The organism is Syntrophothermus lipocalidus DSM 12680, assembly GCF_000092405.1.
Lineage (GTDB): Bacteria > Bacillota > Syntrophomonadia > Syntrophomonadales > Syntrophothermaceae > Syntrophothermus > Syntrophothermus lipocalidus.
Genome location: NC_014220.1, coordinates 451,627 through 467,778, shown reverse-complemented (window position 1 = coordinate 467,778; position 16,152 = coordinate 451,627). Strand labels below are relative to the sequence as shown.

The 16,152-nt window shown below is 50.7% G+C and carries 14 protein-coding genes; 1 reads left to right on the top strand and 13 read right to left on the bottom strand.

The genetic code is table 11. The features are described 5' to 3' along the window. Window positions 1-4: 4 nt before the first annotated feature. The 10 genes from SLIP_RS02255 to SLIP_RS02210 form a co-directional block, all read right to left on the bottom strand. A complete protein-coding gene (locus tag SLIP_RS02255; RefSeq protein WP_013174651.1) occupies window positions 5-1,258 on the bottom strand; it encodes a thiolase family protein in 1,254 nt (417 codons plus the stop codon). 90 nt (window positions 1,259-1,348) lie between these two features. Beyond that, complete coding sequence (locus tag SLIP_RS02250; RefSeq protein ID WP_013174650.1) at window positions 1,349-2,581, bottom strand: thiolase family protein; 1,233 nt, start codon at window positions 2,579-2,581, stop codon at window positions 1,349-1,351. An 859-nt stretch (window positions 2,582-3,440) separates the two neighbouring features. Beyond that, complete coding sequence (locus SLIP_RS02245; RefSeq protein WP_013174648.1) at window positions 3,441-4,781, bottom strand: acetyl-CoA hydrolase/transferase family protein; 1,341 nt, start codon at window positions 4,779-4,781, stop codon at window positions 3,441-3,443. 23 nt (window positions 4,782-4,804) lie between these two features. Beyond that, complete coding sequence (locus SLIP_RS02240) at window positions 4,805-5,596, bottom strand: enoyl-CoA hydratase/isomerase family protein (protein WP_013174647.1); 792 nt, start codon at window positions 5,594-5,596, stop codon at window positions 4,805-4,807. A 119-nt stretch (window positions 5,597-5,715) separates the two neighbouring features. Beyond that, window positions 5,716-6,657, bottom strand: a complete 942-nt coding sequence (locus SLIP_RS02235) for an electron transfer flavoprotein subunit alpha/FixB family protein (RefSeq protein ID WP_013174646.1) — start codon at window positions 6,655-6,657, stop codon at window positions 5,716-5,718. A 1-nt stretch (window position 6,658) separates the two neighbouring features. Then, window positions 6,659-7,414 (bottom strand): electron transfer flavoprotein subunit beta/FixA family protein, encoded by a 756-nt coding sequence (locus SLIP_RS02230; protein WP_013174645.1) that lies wholly within the window; start codon window positions 7,412-7,414, stop codon window positions 6,659-6,661. A gap of 52 nt (window positions 7,415-7,466) precedes the next feature. After that, window positions 7,467-7,751, bottom strand: a complete 285-nt coding sequence (locus SLIP_RS02225; protein ID WP_013174644.1) for a ferredoxin family protein — start codon at window positions 7,749-7,751, stop codon at window positions 7,467-7,469. After that, window positions 7,748-9,052, bottom strand: coding sequence for an FAD-dependent oxidoreductase (locus SLIP_RS02220; RefSeq protein WP_013174643.1), 1,305 nt, complete (start codon window positions 9,050-9,052; stop codon window positions 7,748-7,750). The genes SLIP_RS02225 and SLIP_RS02220 overlap by 4 nt, the downstream gene beginning before the upstream one ends. 42 nt (window positions 9,053-9,094) lie before the next feature. Beyond that, window positions 9,095-10,234, bottom strand: coding sequence for an acyl-CoA dehydrogenase family protein (locus SLIP_RS02215; RefSeq protein WP_013174642.1), 1,140 nt, complete (start codon window positions 10,232-10,234; stop codon window positions 9,095-9,097). 150 nt (window positions 10,235-10,384) lie between these two features. After that, the gene (locus tag SLIP_RS02210; RefSeq protein WP_013174641.1) at window positions 10,385-12,211 is read right to left on the bottom strand and encodes an acyl-CoA dehydrogenase family protein; all 1,827 of its coding nucleotides are present in this window, start codon (window positions 12,209-12,211) and stop codon (window positions 10,385-10,387) included. A 619-nt stretch (window positions 12,212-12,830) separates the two neighbouring features. Between SLIP_RS02210 and SLIP_RS02205 the strand changes: the two genes are divergently transcribed. Beyond that, a complete protein-coding gene (locus SLIP_RS02205; protein ID WP_013174640.1) occupies window positions 12,831-13,262 on the top strand; it encodes a MarR family winged helix-turn-helix transcriptional regulator in 432 nt (143 codons plus the stop codon). 26 nt (window positions 13,263-13,288) lie between these two features. Here the strand turns inward: SLIP_RS02205 and SLIP_RS02200 are convergent, their stop codons facing one another. The 3 genes from SLIP_RS02200 to SLIP_RS02185 form a co-directional block, all read right to left on the bottom strand. Further along, window positions 13,289-13,951, bottom strand: coding sequence for a hypothetical protein (locus tag SLIP_RS02200; RefSeq protein WP_013174639.1), 663 nt, complete (start codon window positions 13,949-13,951; stop codon window positions 13,289-13,291). Next, entirely contained in the window at window positions 13,929-15,095 is a 1,167-nt protein-coding gene (locus SLIP_RS02195) for an endonuclease Q family protein (RefSeq protein WP_013174638.1), read from the bottom strand. Before SLIP_RS02195 ends, SLIP_RS02200 begins: the two co-directional genes overlap by 23 nt. Before the next feature lie 379 nt (window positions 15,096-15,474). After that, window positions 15,475-16,044, bottom strand: coding sequence for an NUDIX hydrolase (locus SLIP_RS02185; protein WP_013174636.1), 570 nt, complete (start codon window positions 16,042-16,044; stop codon window positions 15,475-15,477). Window positions 16,045-16,152: the final 108 nt, after the last annotated feature.

Here is a 16,152-nt window from a genome sequence, read left to right as displayed (position 1 = left end):
TTCTTTAAACCATCTCCAAAGCGACCGCCATCGATACTCCGCCGCCGCCGCACAGGCTTGCTAACCCCAGTGTCTTGCCTCTCTTTTTCATCGCATACAGCAGCGTCACCATAATCCGGCATCCGGTAGCTCCAACCGGGTGCCCCAAACCGATCCCAGATCCATTGACGTTGGTAATCTCGCGATTTAAGCCCAATTCCTGCTCAACGGCGAGATACTGAGCCGCAAATGCTTCATTAATTTCTATGAGTTCAAAATCTTCTAATTTAAGCCCCGATTTTGACAGCAGATTCTTTATAGCCGGAACCGGGCTCAATCCCATGATAGATGGATGGCATCCTCCGTAGCCGACCGCCTTAATTCTGGCAATTGGTTTCATCCCTAATTCTCTAGCCTTATCAGCCGACATTATTACCATAGCTGCGGCTCCGTCATTCATCCCGGAAGCATTGCCTGCCGTTACTTTTCCGATCTTGGGGACAAAAGCCGGCGGTAAAGCAGCAAGTTGTTCCATAGTAACGCCTGGTCTAAAATGCTCATCCTTGTCAAACACTAAGGGAGCCTTCCCCTTTTTCTGTGGGATTTCAACTGGAACAATCTCCTCTCGAAACGATCCATCCTTTGTGGCGCGCTCTGCGTTGTTATGGCTCCGCAGGGCAACTTCATCCATCGCTTCGCGACTGATATTGCAGTATTGGGCTAATAACTCCGCCGTGTAACCCATAATATAAGGCTTACCTCGACCCGCCTCCAGAATGGGACCTTCCTTGACCGGACCGTTTTCCGGCCCTGGCAAAAACTTTGACCCGCCGTATAACCCGTGAATCAGGTTATCGACAAAAACCGAATCCTGAAGGCGACAGCCCCACCTGGCATTTAGAACGCTAAACGGGACACCTGACATGTGCTCCACCCCACCGGCCAAAACCACATCGACAAGGCCTGCCTGGATCATGGCCATACCCGATACAACCGCTTCCATTCCCGACACACAAACCCTGTTTATCGTCACCGCAGTCGATGTCTCAGCAGGTACTCCTGCTAACAGCGCTGCGACACGAGCTACGTTATTGCTGTCAGGATGTTCAAACGCACAACCAAAGCGCACATCATTAATTAGCCCCGGATCTATCCCTGCCCTCTCGATTGCTCCCCGCATGGCTACCTTCGCCAGGGTCGGAGCATTTAGGTCCTTCAACGAACCCCCAAAGGTTCCTATAGCTGTCCGGCAGGCGGACACTATGACCACGTCTTTCATCTTATTCCTCCTTTCGTTCGGGCTACGCTAACCGCTTACTTCATCGCCACCTCGCCGCAGTTTACGCGGCGAGATGGACACTGTTCACAGCTATACTCTTTCCAGAACATGGATGCACATTGCCGCTTCCTCAATTCCTATGCTGCCTCCGCCATTCTGTGCTAAGGCGATTCTCGCACCTTCTACCTGTCTGGGCCCTGCTTCTCCCCGAAGCTGAGTCACAAGCTCGTGAATTTGGGCAAGTCCAGAAGCGCCGATTGGATGTCCTCTACCCTCCAGGCCACCGCTAGTATTGATAGGCCTGTCTCCACCTAGCTTAGTAGCGCCAGATTCTGCATACGGCCCCCCTTCCCCAGGCGGGCAAAACCCCATACACTCACATTGGTGCAGTTCTCCATAGGCGGTAGCGTCATGCAGCTCTGCGGTGTCAATGTCTTCAGGACCAACTCCGGCTGCATTATACGCAAGCTTACCAACCCGCTCGCCGATATCTTCTCCGTCGTAATCTCGGTCCGAGCCTTGAACCAAAACCGATGCCCGGATTCTAACCGCTCTTCCCTTTCCATGTTTCTTTAAGAAGTTCTCGGAACACACGATTGCAGCGGCTGCGCCATCTCCTACCGGGGCACACATCGCCCGAGTCAACGGGTAAATGACGGGAACGTCGTTCATTACTTCTTCAACTGACATCACGTTCTGATATTGTGCATATGGATTGAGCGAAGCGTGGAAATGGTTCTTGGATGCCACAACTGCCAAGTGCCTTTGGGTCGTCCCATACTTGTTCATGTGCCACCTTGCCATCATTCCGTAAATGTCCATGAAGACGCTACGCTGTGCATTTTCGTCTTCGGGCGGCAGCTCTATCGTAAGGTTTCGACCATATCCCATTAGACCATTGAGAGTACCTTCGATATTAGTCACGTCCATACAAGCAGAATAAGACTGGAGAGACTTGGCTTTGTCTGAACTCGTCAGTTTCTCCGAACCCACAGCGATAGCCACATCAACCATACCTGCCCTCACCGCCGTATAGGCAAGGTGAAGCGCTGAAGAAGCCCCCGCACATGCGTTCTCAACGTTGACTACCGGGATTTTATCGATGCCCATGCCTCTGAAAACTACCTGTCCCCGAATGGAGTGTTGCCCGTCAAACAAGCCCCAAAACGAGTTTGAAAAATAGCCTGCCTGCAGGTCTTTTTTATCAATGCCAGCGTCTTCTAGTGCGTTGATTATGACTTTTTCTGCCATGGAACGTACGGTTTCATTCTTGTGTTTGCCGAAACGAAGTATTCCTACCCCAATGATATAAACGTCTTGCATTTTGCTTGTACCTCCTTTTCTTACAAAAGTTGGGCATTACGATGACCAATTCAAAAGGCGTATCTTAGCCGTTCACAGTTATTCTTATACGGCTCAAGCTAGATATTGCATATCTCCCCTCCCTGTGACAGTCTAGCGTGTACTACTACAAAACATCTTCAGATATCGGTCATGCAATAAATGTGCCAACCTAGTCGGAGTTGAATATCTAGTTTGAACCGTCGGAATTCAGACATGGATGTGCTGCGAGAAGCCCTGTTTTGGGAACGGGATCAGGTTACGACAAGGCATTGGATGACCAAAGAGCGGAGAATTCTTTACCATCATAAGCGAAATAGTTTCGTTTTCGAAACGCAAGGTCACAAGATCGAAACTGGGATCCTTTACCATCGCGTTATCATAGGTATTTGCATGCGAAAAAGCGGGGAACGCACTATTATGAATGCGGGTATACGCGGACTACTAGTAATAGAGTCTGAACAGTGTCGTCCTTGCTGAAACCGAGTATTTCTCTCTTTGTTCTGTAAAAGAGTTCTTGTTTTGACTTATCATGAATCATTGCATTTGTGGCAGCCCTTATCCTACTGTCCTTCCCTAGGGCTGAACTTTTTTACAAGTTGTTAAACCATCTGAGGCAGGTAGAAAATGCCAATATTAACAACGGAAAGCGGTTAGCGTCATTGGGTTACGCGTTTCATGGGTCATACCTTAAGCCAATCGCCAAAATAAAGCGCTGGCGGTATCATAGCCGATTGTTGGCTAATGGCTGAAAAGGAGGGGGAAGTATCCTCATATAAAGCCAGGTAACTGAACCGCCAGCGTCAATAAACGCTCACCTATTAAATTGCCTTGACTAGCCTTATTTCCCAGAACTCATGTAGAACTTGGTTCTGAGACTGTCCATCAGTTCTCCTCTCAAATCGGGATGAGCAATGGATATCAATTCCAGTGCTCGTTCCCTTCTACTCTTATACTTAAGCTTGGCAATCCCGTATTCGGTGATAACATAATTGGTGAAAGTCCGGGGTACACTCACCGGCGTACCCGGCGGTAATTCCGGAACAATGCTGGAAACCAGTCTGCCGTCAGGCATGGTACGAGCAGCGCTTAACATGTTGATGCCTTTTCCGCCTTCCGACCAATAGGCTCCGATCAAGAAGTCTAACTGGCCTCCGACACCGCTAACCATGGTATGACCTATCCCTTCGCACGTGCTCTGCCCGGTGAGGTCTATCATTAGAGAAGTATTCATAGCCACCATATTAGGGTGTTGGGAAATAAACCTTGGATCATTGGTGTACGAAGCCGGGTAAAGCTGACAACTAGGGTTTTCGCTGATATAATCATATAAGGCCTGGTCGCCGAGTACAAATGACGCTATACTGATTCCCTTGAATAAAGGCTTGCGAGAATTGTTGACTATACCGGCTTCGACCAGCTGCGGAAGAGCCAGTGGTAACATCTCGGTCAAGATGCCGAGATCTCGTTTGCCCCTCAATCCGGCGGCCACGGCCTCGGATATACCTCCCAGTCCCATCTGGACCGTATCCCCGTCGTTTATCAGTTCCAGCACGTATTCTCCTATGCGCTGTTCAACTTCGCTTGGTTCTCCTCGTTTAAAAGTCGGTATAGGGGCCGACCGTTCGATGATGTAATCGAACTCCGAGATGTGCATCCAGTTGTCGCCGAAGACGATCGGCATCTGGTCGTTGACCTCGGCTATGACGGTGCGCAACTGTCCCCTTTTTCTTCCCAGCCTTATGCTTTCTGCTGTGTAGAAACAAGTCGGACCTAGGTTCACGTACCCCTGTTTGTTAGGTTTGCTCACCATTAGGGCAAATACAGTAACCCTCTCTCCGTACTTATCCCCCGCGTCCATCGTGGTAGCTGGCCAGAAATCAGAGAGTTGGGCCTGGTACATTTTCCTCACAGTAGCTATAGCAAAAATAGGAGTGTGCGTGATCCTACCCTCCAACTGAGCCATGAATTTGGGGTCATACAGTTTGGAAGGATAAACTTGAATCGAATCCGTAATCTTCACGTTTTCCAGTTCTTCATGGCGATCTAGGATCGCGTCCAACATCTTATCGGAACAGGATCCCGTCCCTAAGGCAGTTCCTACTACGTCACCCGATTTCACAACCTTGGCAGCCTCTTCGTAAGTTGTAAGCTTTCTTTTGTAATCTTCCTGCCAATTCATGTTCCTAGACTACCTCCCTTGCCTTATCTCCCTCTGAATTCAGGAGCTGCTTTTTGCCTCGTAAACACCGCGATGCCTTCCTTGTAATCCTCAGTAAGAGAAGTTGTCATGACCCCGTGGCGCTCGGCTTCGAGCTGGCACTCCAGGAACGGTAGCATACTCTTGTTTATCAAAGCCTTGGACATCCCAAATGCCTTGGTAGGCCCGTTGGCTAACTGCCGGGCTATTTTCAAGGTCTCCTGTTCGAGCTCTTCCAGTGCAACCACCTTGTTAACAAAGCCCCAGGCTAAAGCCTTATCTGCCGTTATAACCTCGTCCAGGAATATCATTTCACTAACCCGGCCGAAACCCACGAGGAGCGGTATCATCTGAGTAAAACCGGCGTCCTGGCTTATCCCCACGCTGGTATATGCCTGCTTGAAAACCACTTTATTGTGGCAAATCCGCAGGTCACAAGCCGCGGCAAAACTCATCCCCACCCCGGCGCATATTCCGTTAATGCTAGCGATGATGGGTTTGGGAAGTTTTCTCATGTCAGATATCACCCTGGCCAAAGGAACCGTGAAATCCCGGAAAAACGCTTGTAAATCCCCATTGCCGTATTTGCTAGCTTCAGCGATGTCTCCCCCGAGGCAAAAGGCCTTTCCTGCCCCGGTAAGGATTACGGCCCGAACGCTCTCGTCGTAGCAGTCTTGAAACGCGGCAACCATTCCGTTGACCATATCGCCATTCAAGGCGTTCATAGCCTGGGGCCGGTTAAGCGTTATTGTACAGATGCCGTCTTCTTTTTTCCACACTACAGCTTCATTCGCCATGGAAAATCCCTCCTGTGATAATACTTGGTCTCCCTCCACGGCCGGTTACATCCGTTCCAGCCGTATAAAACCCCCTGACAGCCCGTACCTCTTTTCGCAAGTGACCGTTATCTCACCCCCTACCTCAAAGCCTGCAAAAATTCTGGCAAAGCCTTTTTGATATCGGTAACGAGTACGTAGTCGGCCATCTGGTTCATGTAGGCGTTCTCGTCTTTGTTGACTGAGACTATCACCTTGGCTTCCCTTATTCCGACCGTAAACTGAACCTGGCCCGACACCCCAAGGATCAACGCTAGCTCCGGTTGACATGTCTTTCCCGAGAGTCCTATCACCCTATCTTCCGAAAGCCATTTCTTATCCGTCGCGACGGGTTTGGAACAGCCGATTTCGGCCCCCAAAACGCTGGCCAGCTCTTCTACGAGCGGCAGGTCCTCCTTGTCTTCTACTCCTTGTCCCACCACCACCAGGGTCTTGGCCTTCCTAATATCCGTGCTCTCAGCATCTTTGGGTCTGGTCTCTATCATCCGTACAGTGGCCTTTGTCCCAGTTATTTCAAGTTCGTTCACTATCCCGCTGTCCGAAACCTTCTCCGCGCATGGAAAAGCCCCGGGTGCAAACGCAACCACTTTCAGAGAACTAGTTATAGTCTGCACCGCCACCGTAGCCCCCCCCAGGGCATTTCGCACCAGACCTACCTCCTGTCCCGCAGTCTCCACTGCTTTAACGTCGGTCAAACAGCCGGCATCGAGCTTTGCCGCCAGTCTACCTGCCAGTTCCTTGCCCCTGCGATCCGAGGACAATACGATAGCATCGCCCTCTAATTCCTTCGCCACCTGAGCGATAACCGAGGCCAAGGCGGCAGTATCAGCAATCGCAACCCCTTCGCCCTTAATCGACCACACGTTGACTCCTCTGGATGCCAGTTCTTCAGCTTGAGCGCGGTTGTTGATACTTATAGCCTTGACTTCATTACCGAGCCCTGCCCGGCACAAGGCTCGCGCCGCCTCTATCAGTTCCAAGGCCAACTCGGTCTTTTGACTGTACACGAGTGTACCTGCCATGTTACGCCCTCCCCAACAGGCCCTCGGCCCGCAGTTTTTCCACCAGTTCGGCTACACTTTTGACTCGAATCTTCTTGCGCTCGATTTCCGGAGCCAGATTGCTTATGGTATTGATCTTGGGCGGAGGAAGCACACCTGCCAGCTCCTGAGGGGATACTGTCTTCTTGGGCTTTTTGCCTGCCTTAAGTATCTGGGTTACTGAAGGTATACGCGGCTGGTTTAGGTCAGCCACGACCGTCAATACCGCAGGTAGAGTCACTTCCAATACTTCCTGCCCGTCTTCCAACGAACGCGTGACCAGCACCTTGCCTTCGGCCAGCTCTATCCTTTCCACATACCCTACCTGCGGCAGGTCGAGGAGTTCCGCTACTCTAGAACCCACCTGTGAAGAATAATTGTCCCCGCTACCTTCGCCGAACAGTACCAGGTCAACTGAACCGAGTTGCTTAATGGCCTCAGCTATCAACCTGGCATTAATTGAACTCTCAAACCCTTCCCGCTCGTCGTGAATAATCAGATAAGCTTGGTCGGCTCCAGCAGCTAGAGCTTCTTTCACCGTATCCTCGAGACCTTCCTTACCTACCGCCACTACCGTAACGCTGCCTCCAACCTCTTCTTTTATGAGAACTGCTGCTTCCAGAGCGTTTCGATCTATATTACCGAAAGTCTGAGGAACGTCTTCCAAGAGCGGCTTTTTGTTCCTTATCCGTATCTGCTGTAAATCAGGTATCTGCTTCATTGCCACCACAATGTTCATCCTTTAACCTCCCTGCAAAACTCAACTGTCCTGTTCCCATTGAAACCAGCCTTTAGCCGAACCGGAACTGAACTCCAGCCCCCCCTTCCGGGTACTCCCAGTCAAGCAGCTCCCGTCCGCATGCTATGAGGCAAGTTCCACACTCCAGGCAGCCATCAGAGCTGAGGGTTACCTCTCCTTTGGAGTTTTGGCTGTACAGACCCGCTGGACAAACCAATACTGCCTTTGCTAACTGCGGATGCTTTTCCTTTCCTTCTCTAATCCGGATGTGAGACTTACCGCTCTCCTTGAATACGTTAAGCCCAAGTTTACCCTTCAGTCCCGGGGTTGAGCTCATATCTTCCTCATCCTCCTGACATCGCCCAGAATCTTGCAAGCCTCTCTTACCCCTAGATAACGGCGAATAGTACTGTATAACCTATCTTTCGGACCTGGCGGGACCTGGTACAAGTCCTTTAATATGTTTCCTAGCAGTTCGGGGTAGTACTGAAAGAACCGGTGATTGTCGAGCACAGACAAGGCGTCACGAAAGTTCCTGAAATCCTTGAGCACAAACGAATCCTCCAGTAACCGCTGGTACTGGCTGAGCGTAGCCCGACTGTAGTCTCCCTTTTCGCGGGCTCGCAACACGGTCTCAGCCGCGTAGTAACCGCTAGCCATGGCGTATTCCATTCCTCTTACGGTCACTCCAATATTTAAAGCGAATCCTGCCGCATCTCCTGCTACCAGAATGCCATCTCCGTACAGGGAGTTAAGGGCGTCAAACCCGCCTTCTGGTATGACGTGAGCCGAGTACTCTACTGTTTCTCCCCCCCTGACGAGACGGGCGACCTCCGGTCTTTCTTTGAACCGCTCCAGCAACTCCGGTGCGGTAAGCTCCCTTTGGTTTTCCGACAGGGCTTCGATGCTTACTACCAAGCCCAGGCTGATGCTCTCCAGGTTGGTATAAAGAAAACCTCCTCCAAACATTCCAGCAGTTACGTCTCCCATGAAGAGCCTTGCCGCTCCTTCTTCCCCTTCCAGGTTGAAACGGTTTTCAATAGTCGCTCTATCCATTTCTATTACTTCTTTAATACCGACAGCGTAGTTTTGGGGCCGCATATCCTTCCTCAAGCCAGCTTTCTCACTGACGAGAGACAATACCCCATCGCAGGCTATGACCACGTTGGCTCGCAGTTCTTCTCCACCTGCCCTTACGCCCTTTACTGCTCCGTTTTCCAGGATCACGTCATCTACCCGACTCTTGGTCACCAGCATAGCTCCCTTTTGTTCCACTTGCCGGGCCAACCACCGGTCAAACTTGGCCCGAAGGACGCTGTAGCTCTGGTAGGGGGGCTCTCCCAGTTCGTTCCCATCATATCTCAAGGTGATGGAGCGGGTTGAGGCGAAGAGGCTGACTTCCTCGTGCGCGATATACCGTTCGAAAGGCGCATCCTTCCAAAGCTGTGGAAAAAGGTCTCGTATCGGATTCAAGTAAATCCGGCCGCCGGTTACGTTCTTGGCACCGCAATAATCTCCACGTTCTAAAACCAAAACTTCTACACCCCGGTCGGCCAGGGTGTAGGCGGCGGCTAACCCGGCGAGTCCACCACCGACCACGATTACCTCAAATCCCTCGTTTGCTTCCTGGTTCGGCATCAACTCTTAACCCCTTTTCTCAACTAAGTATGTCTTCCTTCATTATTTGAACAAGATACTTCCGGCCACGATTATCTTTTGCATGTCAATAACCCCTTCAATCTGCGGACCCATCACGGCATCGCGATAAAGTCGGGATATTTTGTAGTCTGTCATCAGCCCGTATGAACCGTGTATGTCTAGGGCAATTCGGGTCGCAGAAAAAGCGTTCTCGGCCACAATAACCTTGGCCATTGCTGCTTCACGGGCAAAGTCGGCGTAGTCCTTAGTTTGGTTAGCCAGACACCCTAGGCGGTAAGCCACCCAGCGGGAAGCTTCATACTTCATGGCTATATCGGCTATCCGTAACTGTATGGTCTGAAACTTGGCTATAGGTTCCCCCCGGTGGGTCTTTTCTTTGGCGTAAGTCACCGCTTCTTCGTAGGCAGCAAGTAGGGTCCCCAAAGCAATCGCATTCATGCCGATTTTCCCAAAAGCGATACCGTACTGTAGTATCGGGTAGCCGTAGCCGCGTTCCCCCAAGACGTTTTCCGCAGGGATCCGAACGTTTTTCAGGTAAATGTCGACCAGGTCCCCTCCGTGCCAGCCCACTTTTTCCCAAGGCTTGGATACACTGTACCCTTCACAGAACTTCTCTACTATAAAAGCGGTTATCTTGCCGTTTTCCTGGTCGCGGGCAAAAAGCACCACGGGGCCGGGGTAAGTTCCGTTAGAAATGAATCTTTTGGTTCCGTTGATAACAAAGTGGTTTCCGTCCCTTACCGCGGTGGTTGTGATCTGCTTGGGATCCGATCCGGTGCCGGGCTCGGTAAAAGCGAAAGAAGCTATATGCTCCCCGCGGCAACACTTTGGCATGTATCTTTGCTTCTGTTCTTCAGTCCCGAAATTATTGATAGCCCCCAGCCCCAGGGTGTGCGCCGAAATAATCATAGCTGGACCGCACGAAATCCTGGCAATTTGTTCCAAGGCCACAACATAAGTGTCGTACCCTGCTCCCGCACCCCCGTATGCTTCAGGCATAGGCATCCCGAAAAGGTCGAGTTCAGCTAACCCTTCGATGACCTCTTTGGGTACCGCATTTTCACTCTCAATCCGCTCTACCAAAGGCTGAATGTACTGTTCGGCGTAGTCCCTGGCCATCTTTTGAATCAGTAGTTGTTCCTTGGTAAGAGTAAAGTCCATAAAGCCTCCTCCTTCTCCAGTTTGTCGGGGAATATGAGTGATGATTACGCATGGTCTCGTCCCGGCACCTCCTGGTGCCGGGATTGCCAGAGACCACGCCTCGATTAACCCGAGCTGATTGCCTAAAACCTAGTCGGCCTTTCTTGTTCACTAGATGCCGAAGATTTCTTCCGGAACCTCGATACACGTCGCGTCGGCGTTCTTGGCCACTTCCAGGAAAGCTCCAATTTCCGGAATGATATTCTGGACAAAGAACCGGGCTGATGCCACCTTCCCGAGATAGAAATGATAATCGTAGTGGTCTCGCCCTAGTTCGTCAATCTTTTTCTGGGCAATCAGAGCCATCTCCAGGAGGAGTTTGCCGGCCCAGAGCTTGCCGGTAGCGTGCAAGAGCCTGGTGGCATACAGCTGGGCCATTCCGGGAGTGGCAAAGAGTTTCTGCAGGACTTTCAGTAGTTCGTTGTACTTGTTCCAGCCATCGATGTAGACCTCAAACTCTTTTTCAAACCCGGGAGCCTTCTTGTTAGCTTCGATAAAGTCTTGGATGTGTTTGAGCCAAGCCGCAAAGACCTGCCCCTTCTTCATGGTCATCTTCCGACCGACCAGGTCCAACGCCTGGATGTAGTTGGTTCCTTCCCAGATGGGATATATCCTGGCGTCCCGGTAAATTTCGGCAATGGGATATTCTTCAGAAAAACCGTAACCTCCATAGCACTGCAAGGCTTCAGATATGCACTGTAAAGCCACGTCAGAACAATAGGCTTTCACGATGGGAGTGTTTACCTCTAAGAAGACCTTGGCTTGCTGGACCAGGTCCGGGTCGGAGCTGTACTTTTCGATGTCCACCCAGTAATAAGTCTGGATAGCCATTGCCCGGAAGGCTTCGACATGAGCTTTCTGGAACATCAGCATCCTTTTTACGTCTTCGTGTTTAATAATCGCGCACCGTCCGGCTTTCGGATTGGTAGCAGCACGACCTTGTATCCGTTCCTGACAATACTTCACCGCGTTGTGATAGGCTGAGGCTGCCAGGGCACACCCTGAAAGACCGGACATTAAACGCTCCTCGTTCATCATCCGGAACATCTGGGCCATACCCTGTCCGCTGCCGTCTTCGCCTGGAGGGTCACCCAGCAAGAAGCCCTTGCATTTTCCCTCCTCACCGAAGTTGAGCACGCAAGTGGGTGAGCCCCGGTGCCCTAACTTGTGCTCGATGCCAACGCAAGTAATGTCGTTCCATTCTCCCGGATTCCCGTCAGCATTCGGCAGGTACTTCGGTACCACAAACAACGACAAACCCCGGGTTCCTGAGGCAGCCCCTTCGATGCGGGCCAAGACTAGATGAACGATGTTTTCTGTTACATCCTGCTCGCCACCGCTGATAAAGCATTTGGTACCTTTGATCAAATAAACGCCCGGCTCATCGGTAGGTATCGCCCGAGTCGTGGCATCCCCGACGTCAGAGCCGGCCTGGGGTTCAGTAAGGACCATGGTTCCTGCCCATTGCCCGCTGTACATCTTGGGCAGGTAAATTCGCTTTAGCTCTTCGCTACCGAAATCACGGATGAGGCCGGCAGCTCCCGAGTTGGCCAACCACAGGGTTTGGATAGATGGGTTGGCAGCGATAAAGTACTCGTTCAAAGTCCAAACTACGGCCTGGGGTAGAGCCGACTCGTCATCCGGATCCACGTTAGTAGCTGCAAACCCGTTGTTAACGATGAAGTAGTAGGCATCCTTGGTTGACTGGGGGGTGATGACTTTACCGTTCTCGAACTTGCACCCTATTTCGTCCGAGTCTTTACAGGACGGTGCAACCATCTCTTTGGCACCTTTAAGGGCATTTTCCAAGATAAAATCCAAATCGTCTACCGTGTAGGTGTCCTTGAAGCGCTCGGTCTCAAATACTTTGTTCATGTCCAACCATTCTTTGAGAATAAACTTCTGGTCCCTGGTGGTGTTCATGAATGTTGACGGCATCTCTGTTCTTTCCTCCTTTTTCCTCCTGTTGACCAATTCAGACTCTCGTTGACCCGATGGTGCACAAAAATTCCTCGGTTGCTGCTAAACAACGAGAACGCCCCGAAGGTATGTGGTGATTTTACCCGAGAGGACTAAAACCGTTACTCTGCTTACAATAGCGAACATTCTCGGAGCAGCAAGCGACTACCCTTCACTAGTGTTCCGGGGCCCCACCTCCTCTTACTACCCCCTGCTCTTAACAGCCCATGCATTAATATCCACATTATTCACTGTTTATTAAATTAAGTTTTATCGTCCGCTTTGCCGTAGCCTATCATCCACGCTATTTCTAACGCGCGTTTTTACTTTTATTATAGGCCCGTGAGTTTATGTATAGAGTTATTTCTTTGCATGTGATCTATTTCTGTCTTAATAAATATCACCTGGTCTGCAACTTGTCAACGGTTATTTTAAAAATAAAAACTTGACAATTATGCTAATAACAGATTTAAATATAAAGGACTACTATCGCAGTGCTGGCTAAACAGGGGTAGAGTTCTCCATAGTTCTTGTCATTTTAGCAGTATTCATCTGCACAATTCCCAGAACAAGAAGATTACGTGGAGGTAACTGAGTTATGTTAGATTTTACTAATTTTCTATGTTTTCGTATAAACGCCTTGTCGCGAAGAATAAGCCGCCTTTATAACAACAGGTGTCTGGAGCACGGGGTCACAGCGTCGCAGTCTTTTGTCATTTTTGATGTTATGGATCATGAAGGAACCAGCGTCAAAGACATTGCCGAAAGGATTCAACTTGACAGTCCTGCGGTCACCGGGTTGATTGACAGGTTGGTTAAGGAAGACTTGATTGAAAGGAAAGAAGATCCTCAGGACAGAAGAAGTTTGAAGATATACCTAACTCCTAAAGGGCGCGAACTAGCTGAGACCAAACTGGTGCCGATGGCCAACGAGTTCAATGAGTATATAAGAGATACGGTAGACCCTAACATCGTAGACATCTTTCGTCACTCACTCGACTTGATGGATACACGTCTTAGAAACGCCTAAGTCGAAAACCGATTCCCTAACCGACATCATTCTATATCCCCCATCAGGAGGCTGGCTATGAATTGGGCTGCGAGGATGTCCTCCTGTGAGTTACGGCTGGCGGCCACAATCGCTATGCCTCGGTGGTCAGCTAGGTGTTTACGGGCTCGCCGTACCGCAGTTAGAGCCGGCTGGATTCCTTTCTGGGTCAAGGTGCGGGCTACAGTGCCGGTAATAACGGTAGCCTGTTCTTGAAATGCGGCATCGAAAGCGACTCCACCGGTATCGGTAACAGCGACCACCACCCGGTTTTCCATGCTTACCAGTTTGGGAGTTTCAGCTCCCATGTTGGGCACCACCGCCTCCACCTTACCGCCTGCGGCATAGATTCCAGCCAAAAGCTTCTGACATCGCGATAATCTCTCTTGTTCTGATCCCACTCTCGGTTCCGCCACTATTACTATCCCTGTGCCAACCTCTGTAGCCTTTCTAGCCGCTTCCTGACCGATCAGATCAGGCGAAACTGAAACCGGAACCCGAACGTTGTCCGGGCTAGCTCCCAGTACCAAAGCAGCCCCCGCATCCAGTGCACTTTCCAGGGTAGTGGACATGTCTATCACATCTACGATCATGACTACAAGTCCTTCCCGCGCCGCCTGCTGCGCGCCGCTAGCATCGGTGGTAACACTAATCTTTTTGTACCTTACCATATTTGCCTCCACCTCCAGGCACAAAAGAAAGTTTCCCTCGTCTCATGCGGCCGATAACAGTCGCCGTCTCGGCCCCAGCCACCTGCTTGATCTCATCCAGATCAGCATTCTCTATGACATGTATCTCGTTCTCAAAGTGTTCTACCAGTTTTTCTACAGTCCGAGGCCCGACCCCCGGCAGCATGGCCAAGGGAACCCGGTAATGGTAAGGAACTGTCTCAGAACTTTTTGGGTTTTCGACCCTGTCCCGTATCTGGCAGATGCGATCCCAAACCCCGAGAACCATCTTCCTGTTGCCGCAGCGGTCGCAAACCGTCACTGGCGCTTCGCCCGTCGCGATAGCACTGCATAGTGGGCAGAAACTGCGGTGATACTTGCCTAACATCGGATGCATCCCGTAGTTCGCCAAAACCTGTCTTCCTTTCTCGCCGCGAACAGCCCTCCGCACTTCGGCAAAGCTGGGGTTTTCCATCAACAGGCAGTTATACTCCCTACCCAAACTGGCTAAAGAATGGGCATCCGAATTTGACAGAAAGCAAAAAGCATCGGTTTCACTTATCATGTGAGCCATTTTGCTATCGGCAGAGAGCCCGAGTTCCAAAGCTTCTACTTTCCCAACGTCATCCCCCAGCCCCACTGCTAACCGTTCAATCCAGCACCCGTACGCCCCTTTGTGCGGGGTAAAAGCGTGGGCCGGGCAAAAAATGCCGCCGAGTTCCACAGTTGCTCGCAACAGCTCTTTGGCCGCGACCCGGGCTTTGGGTGTAGAAAGGTTCAAATTGGAGACGCGAGATTCTAGAAAGACTCGGAATTCTTTCACCGCAGTCAGGTCGGGCAAATAAGAGAGAAAATGGGCCCCCTCCACGGTCTCCACTTCGGCTCCCAACAACAGCAGAAGACCACTACCGCTTGCAAGCCCTCCATCCGCTGCAGGTAGGAGAGCCCCTGATTCCAGCATAGTCTCTAATTCTTGTATCACCAGGGGACTAGCCGCATCGACTATGCCTACGACATCCAGCCCCTTGCGCCTGGCCCCCCACAATATCAGGTTACTCAAGGTAAGCTGGCTGGAAGCCGTCACTTTTACCGGTCTTTCGCCCGCCCGCCCTATATGAACGTGCAAATCCGCATAGTATTTTCTCATCATACAACCTTCTACATTTCTCAAACTAATTGCGATGGTATCTTCAGAGCCGGTTACCTTATTGTCACTGGTTGTCTCTCTCTCAACCGACCTTTAGTTTAGGCTACCGGTTGAAGAGTTGGATAAGAAAACTTTGGTGATATGATAAGATAATAAGTGAGGTGAGTTTTGTGAATACATGCAAGAAATTTTTGATCAAATTAATCGATGAAATTCCAGACAATCAAGTGCAGGAGGTCATCGATTTTATCCTTCTTCTAAAGAACAAGAAAGATAACCAAATATTTAAGGATTTGACACTAGCTAGTGAGAGTAGCACAGGTTTTTGGGATAATGACATTGACGATGCGGTATGGAACGATGTATAAGCAAGGATGGCCTACAAACCCTCCCCTCGGTCCTTAGAAACCGATTCCCTGCGACCGTCCAATACCAAGTGCTGGATGGCCACTATACTTTTTCCGTCTTTGATGGTCCCGTCGATTACCTTCTCATACGCCTCGTCCAGAGGCATTTTCACCACTTCCAGAAACTCATCGCTTTCGGGAGCGGCTGCATGCTGTTCCACATCCCTGGCTACGTAAACGTGTACGACTTCGCTAGTAAAGCCGGGAGTCGAATAATATCTAAAAACCCGCGTCCAGTCCCGGGCAACTAGGCCCGTTTCTTCCAGCAACTCCCGACGAGCGCATTCCAGGGGATCTTCCCCCGGCTCCAGCTTCCCCGCCGGGATCTCCAACAACACCTCTTCTACCGGCTTGCGAAACTGCCTGACCAGGTACACCGCTCCTTCAGAATCAACCGCCACTACCGCTACCGCCCCGTTATGCTCCACAATCTCCCGCGTTGACTGCTTCCCATCAGGCAGAAGCACCGTATCCACCCGTACTGACATTATCTTCCCTGCAAAAACCTTATCGCTGTGCAGGGTCTTTTCCACAAAATCCATTTCGAAACCCCCTTAAATCACAACACTATTCTTTCTTTTTTACCCGCATAAACACTCCTCAAGGCAATAACAATACTAACGGAGGTGTTCTCATGATAACAGTGAGCC

What these genes read in the sequence shown, in the direction of transcription:
- SLIP_RS02255 (WP_013174651.1), bottom strand. Translation starts at nt 1,258, where the DNA reads ATGAAAGACGTGGTCATAGTGTCCGCCTGCCGGACAGCTATAGGAACC.
- SLIP_RS02250 (WP_013174650.1), bottom strand. Translation starts at nt 2,581, where the DNA reads ATGCAAGACGTTTATATCATTGGGGTAGGAATACTTCGTTTCGGCAAA.
- SLIP_RS02245 (WP_013174648.1), bottom strand. Translation starts at nt 4,781, where the DNA reads ATGAATTGGCAGGAAGATTACAAAAGAAAGCTTACAACTTACGAAGAG.
- SLIP_RS02240 (WP_013174647.1), bottom strand. Translation starts at nt 5,596, where the DNA reads ATGGCGAATGAAGCTGTAGTGTGGAAAAAAGAAGACGGCATCTGTACA.
- SLIP_RS02235 (WP_013174646.1), bottom strand. Translation starts at nt 6,657, where the DNA reads ATGGCAGGTACACTCGTGTACAGTCAAAAGACCGAGTTGGCCTTGGAA.
- SLIP_RS02230 (WP_013174645.1), bottom strand. Translation starts at nt 7,414, where the DNA reads ATGAACATTGTGGTGGCAATGAAGCAGATACCTGATTTACAGCAGATA.
- SLIP_RS02225 (WP_013174644.1), bottom strand. Translation starts at nt 7,751, where the DNA reads ATGAGCTCAACCCCGGGACTGAAGGGTAAACTTGGGCTTAACGTATTC.
- SLIP_RS02220 (WP_013174643.1), bottom strand. Translation starts at nt 9,052, where the DNA reads ATGCCGAACCAGGAAGCAAACGAGGGATTTGAGGTAATCGTGGTCGGT.
- SLIP_RS02215 (WP_013174642.1), bottom strand. Translation starts at nt 10,234, where the DNA reads ATGGACTTTACTCTTACCAAGGAACAACTACTGATTCAAAAGATGGCC.
- SLIP_RS02210 (WP_013174641.1), bottom strand. Translation starts at nt 12,211, where the DNA reads ATGCCGTCAACATTCATGAACACCACCAGGGACCAGAAGTTTATTCTC.
- SLIP_RS02205 (WP_013174640.1), top strand. Translation starts at nt 12,831, where the DNA reads ATGTTAGATTTTACTAATTTTCTATGTTTTCGTATAAACGCCTTGTCG.
- SLIP_RS02200 (WP_013174639.1), bottom strand. Translation starts at nt 13,951, where the DNA reads ATGGTAAGGTACAAAAAGATTAGTGTTACCACCGATGCTAGCGGCGCG.
- SLIP_RS02195 (WP_013174638.1), bottom strand. Translation starts at nt 15,095, where the DNA reads ATGAGAAAATACTATGCGGATTTGCACGTTCATATAGGGCGGGCGGGC.
- SLIP_RS02185 (WP_013174636.1), bottom strand. Translation starts at nt 16,044, where the DNA reads ATGGATTTTGTGGAAAAGACCCTGCACAGCGATAAGGTTTTTGCAGGG.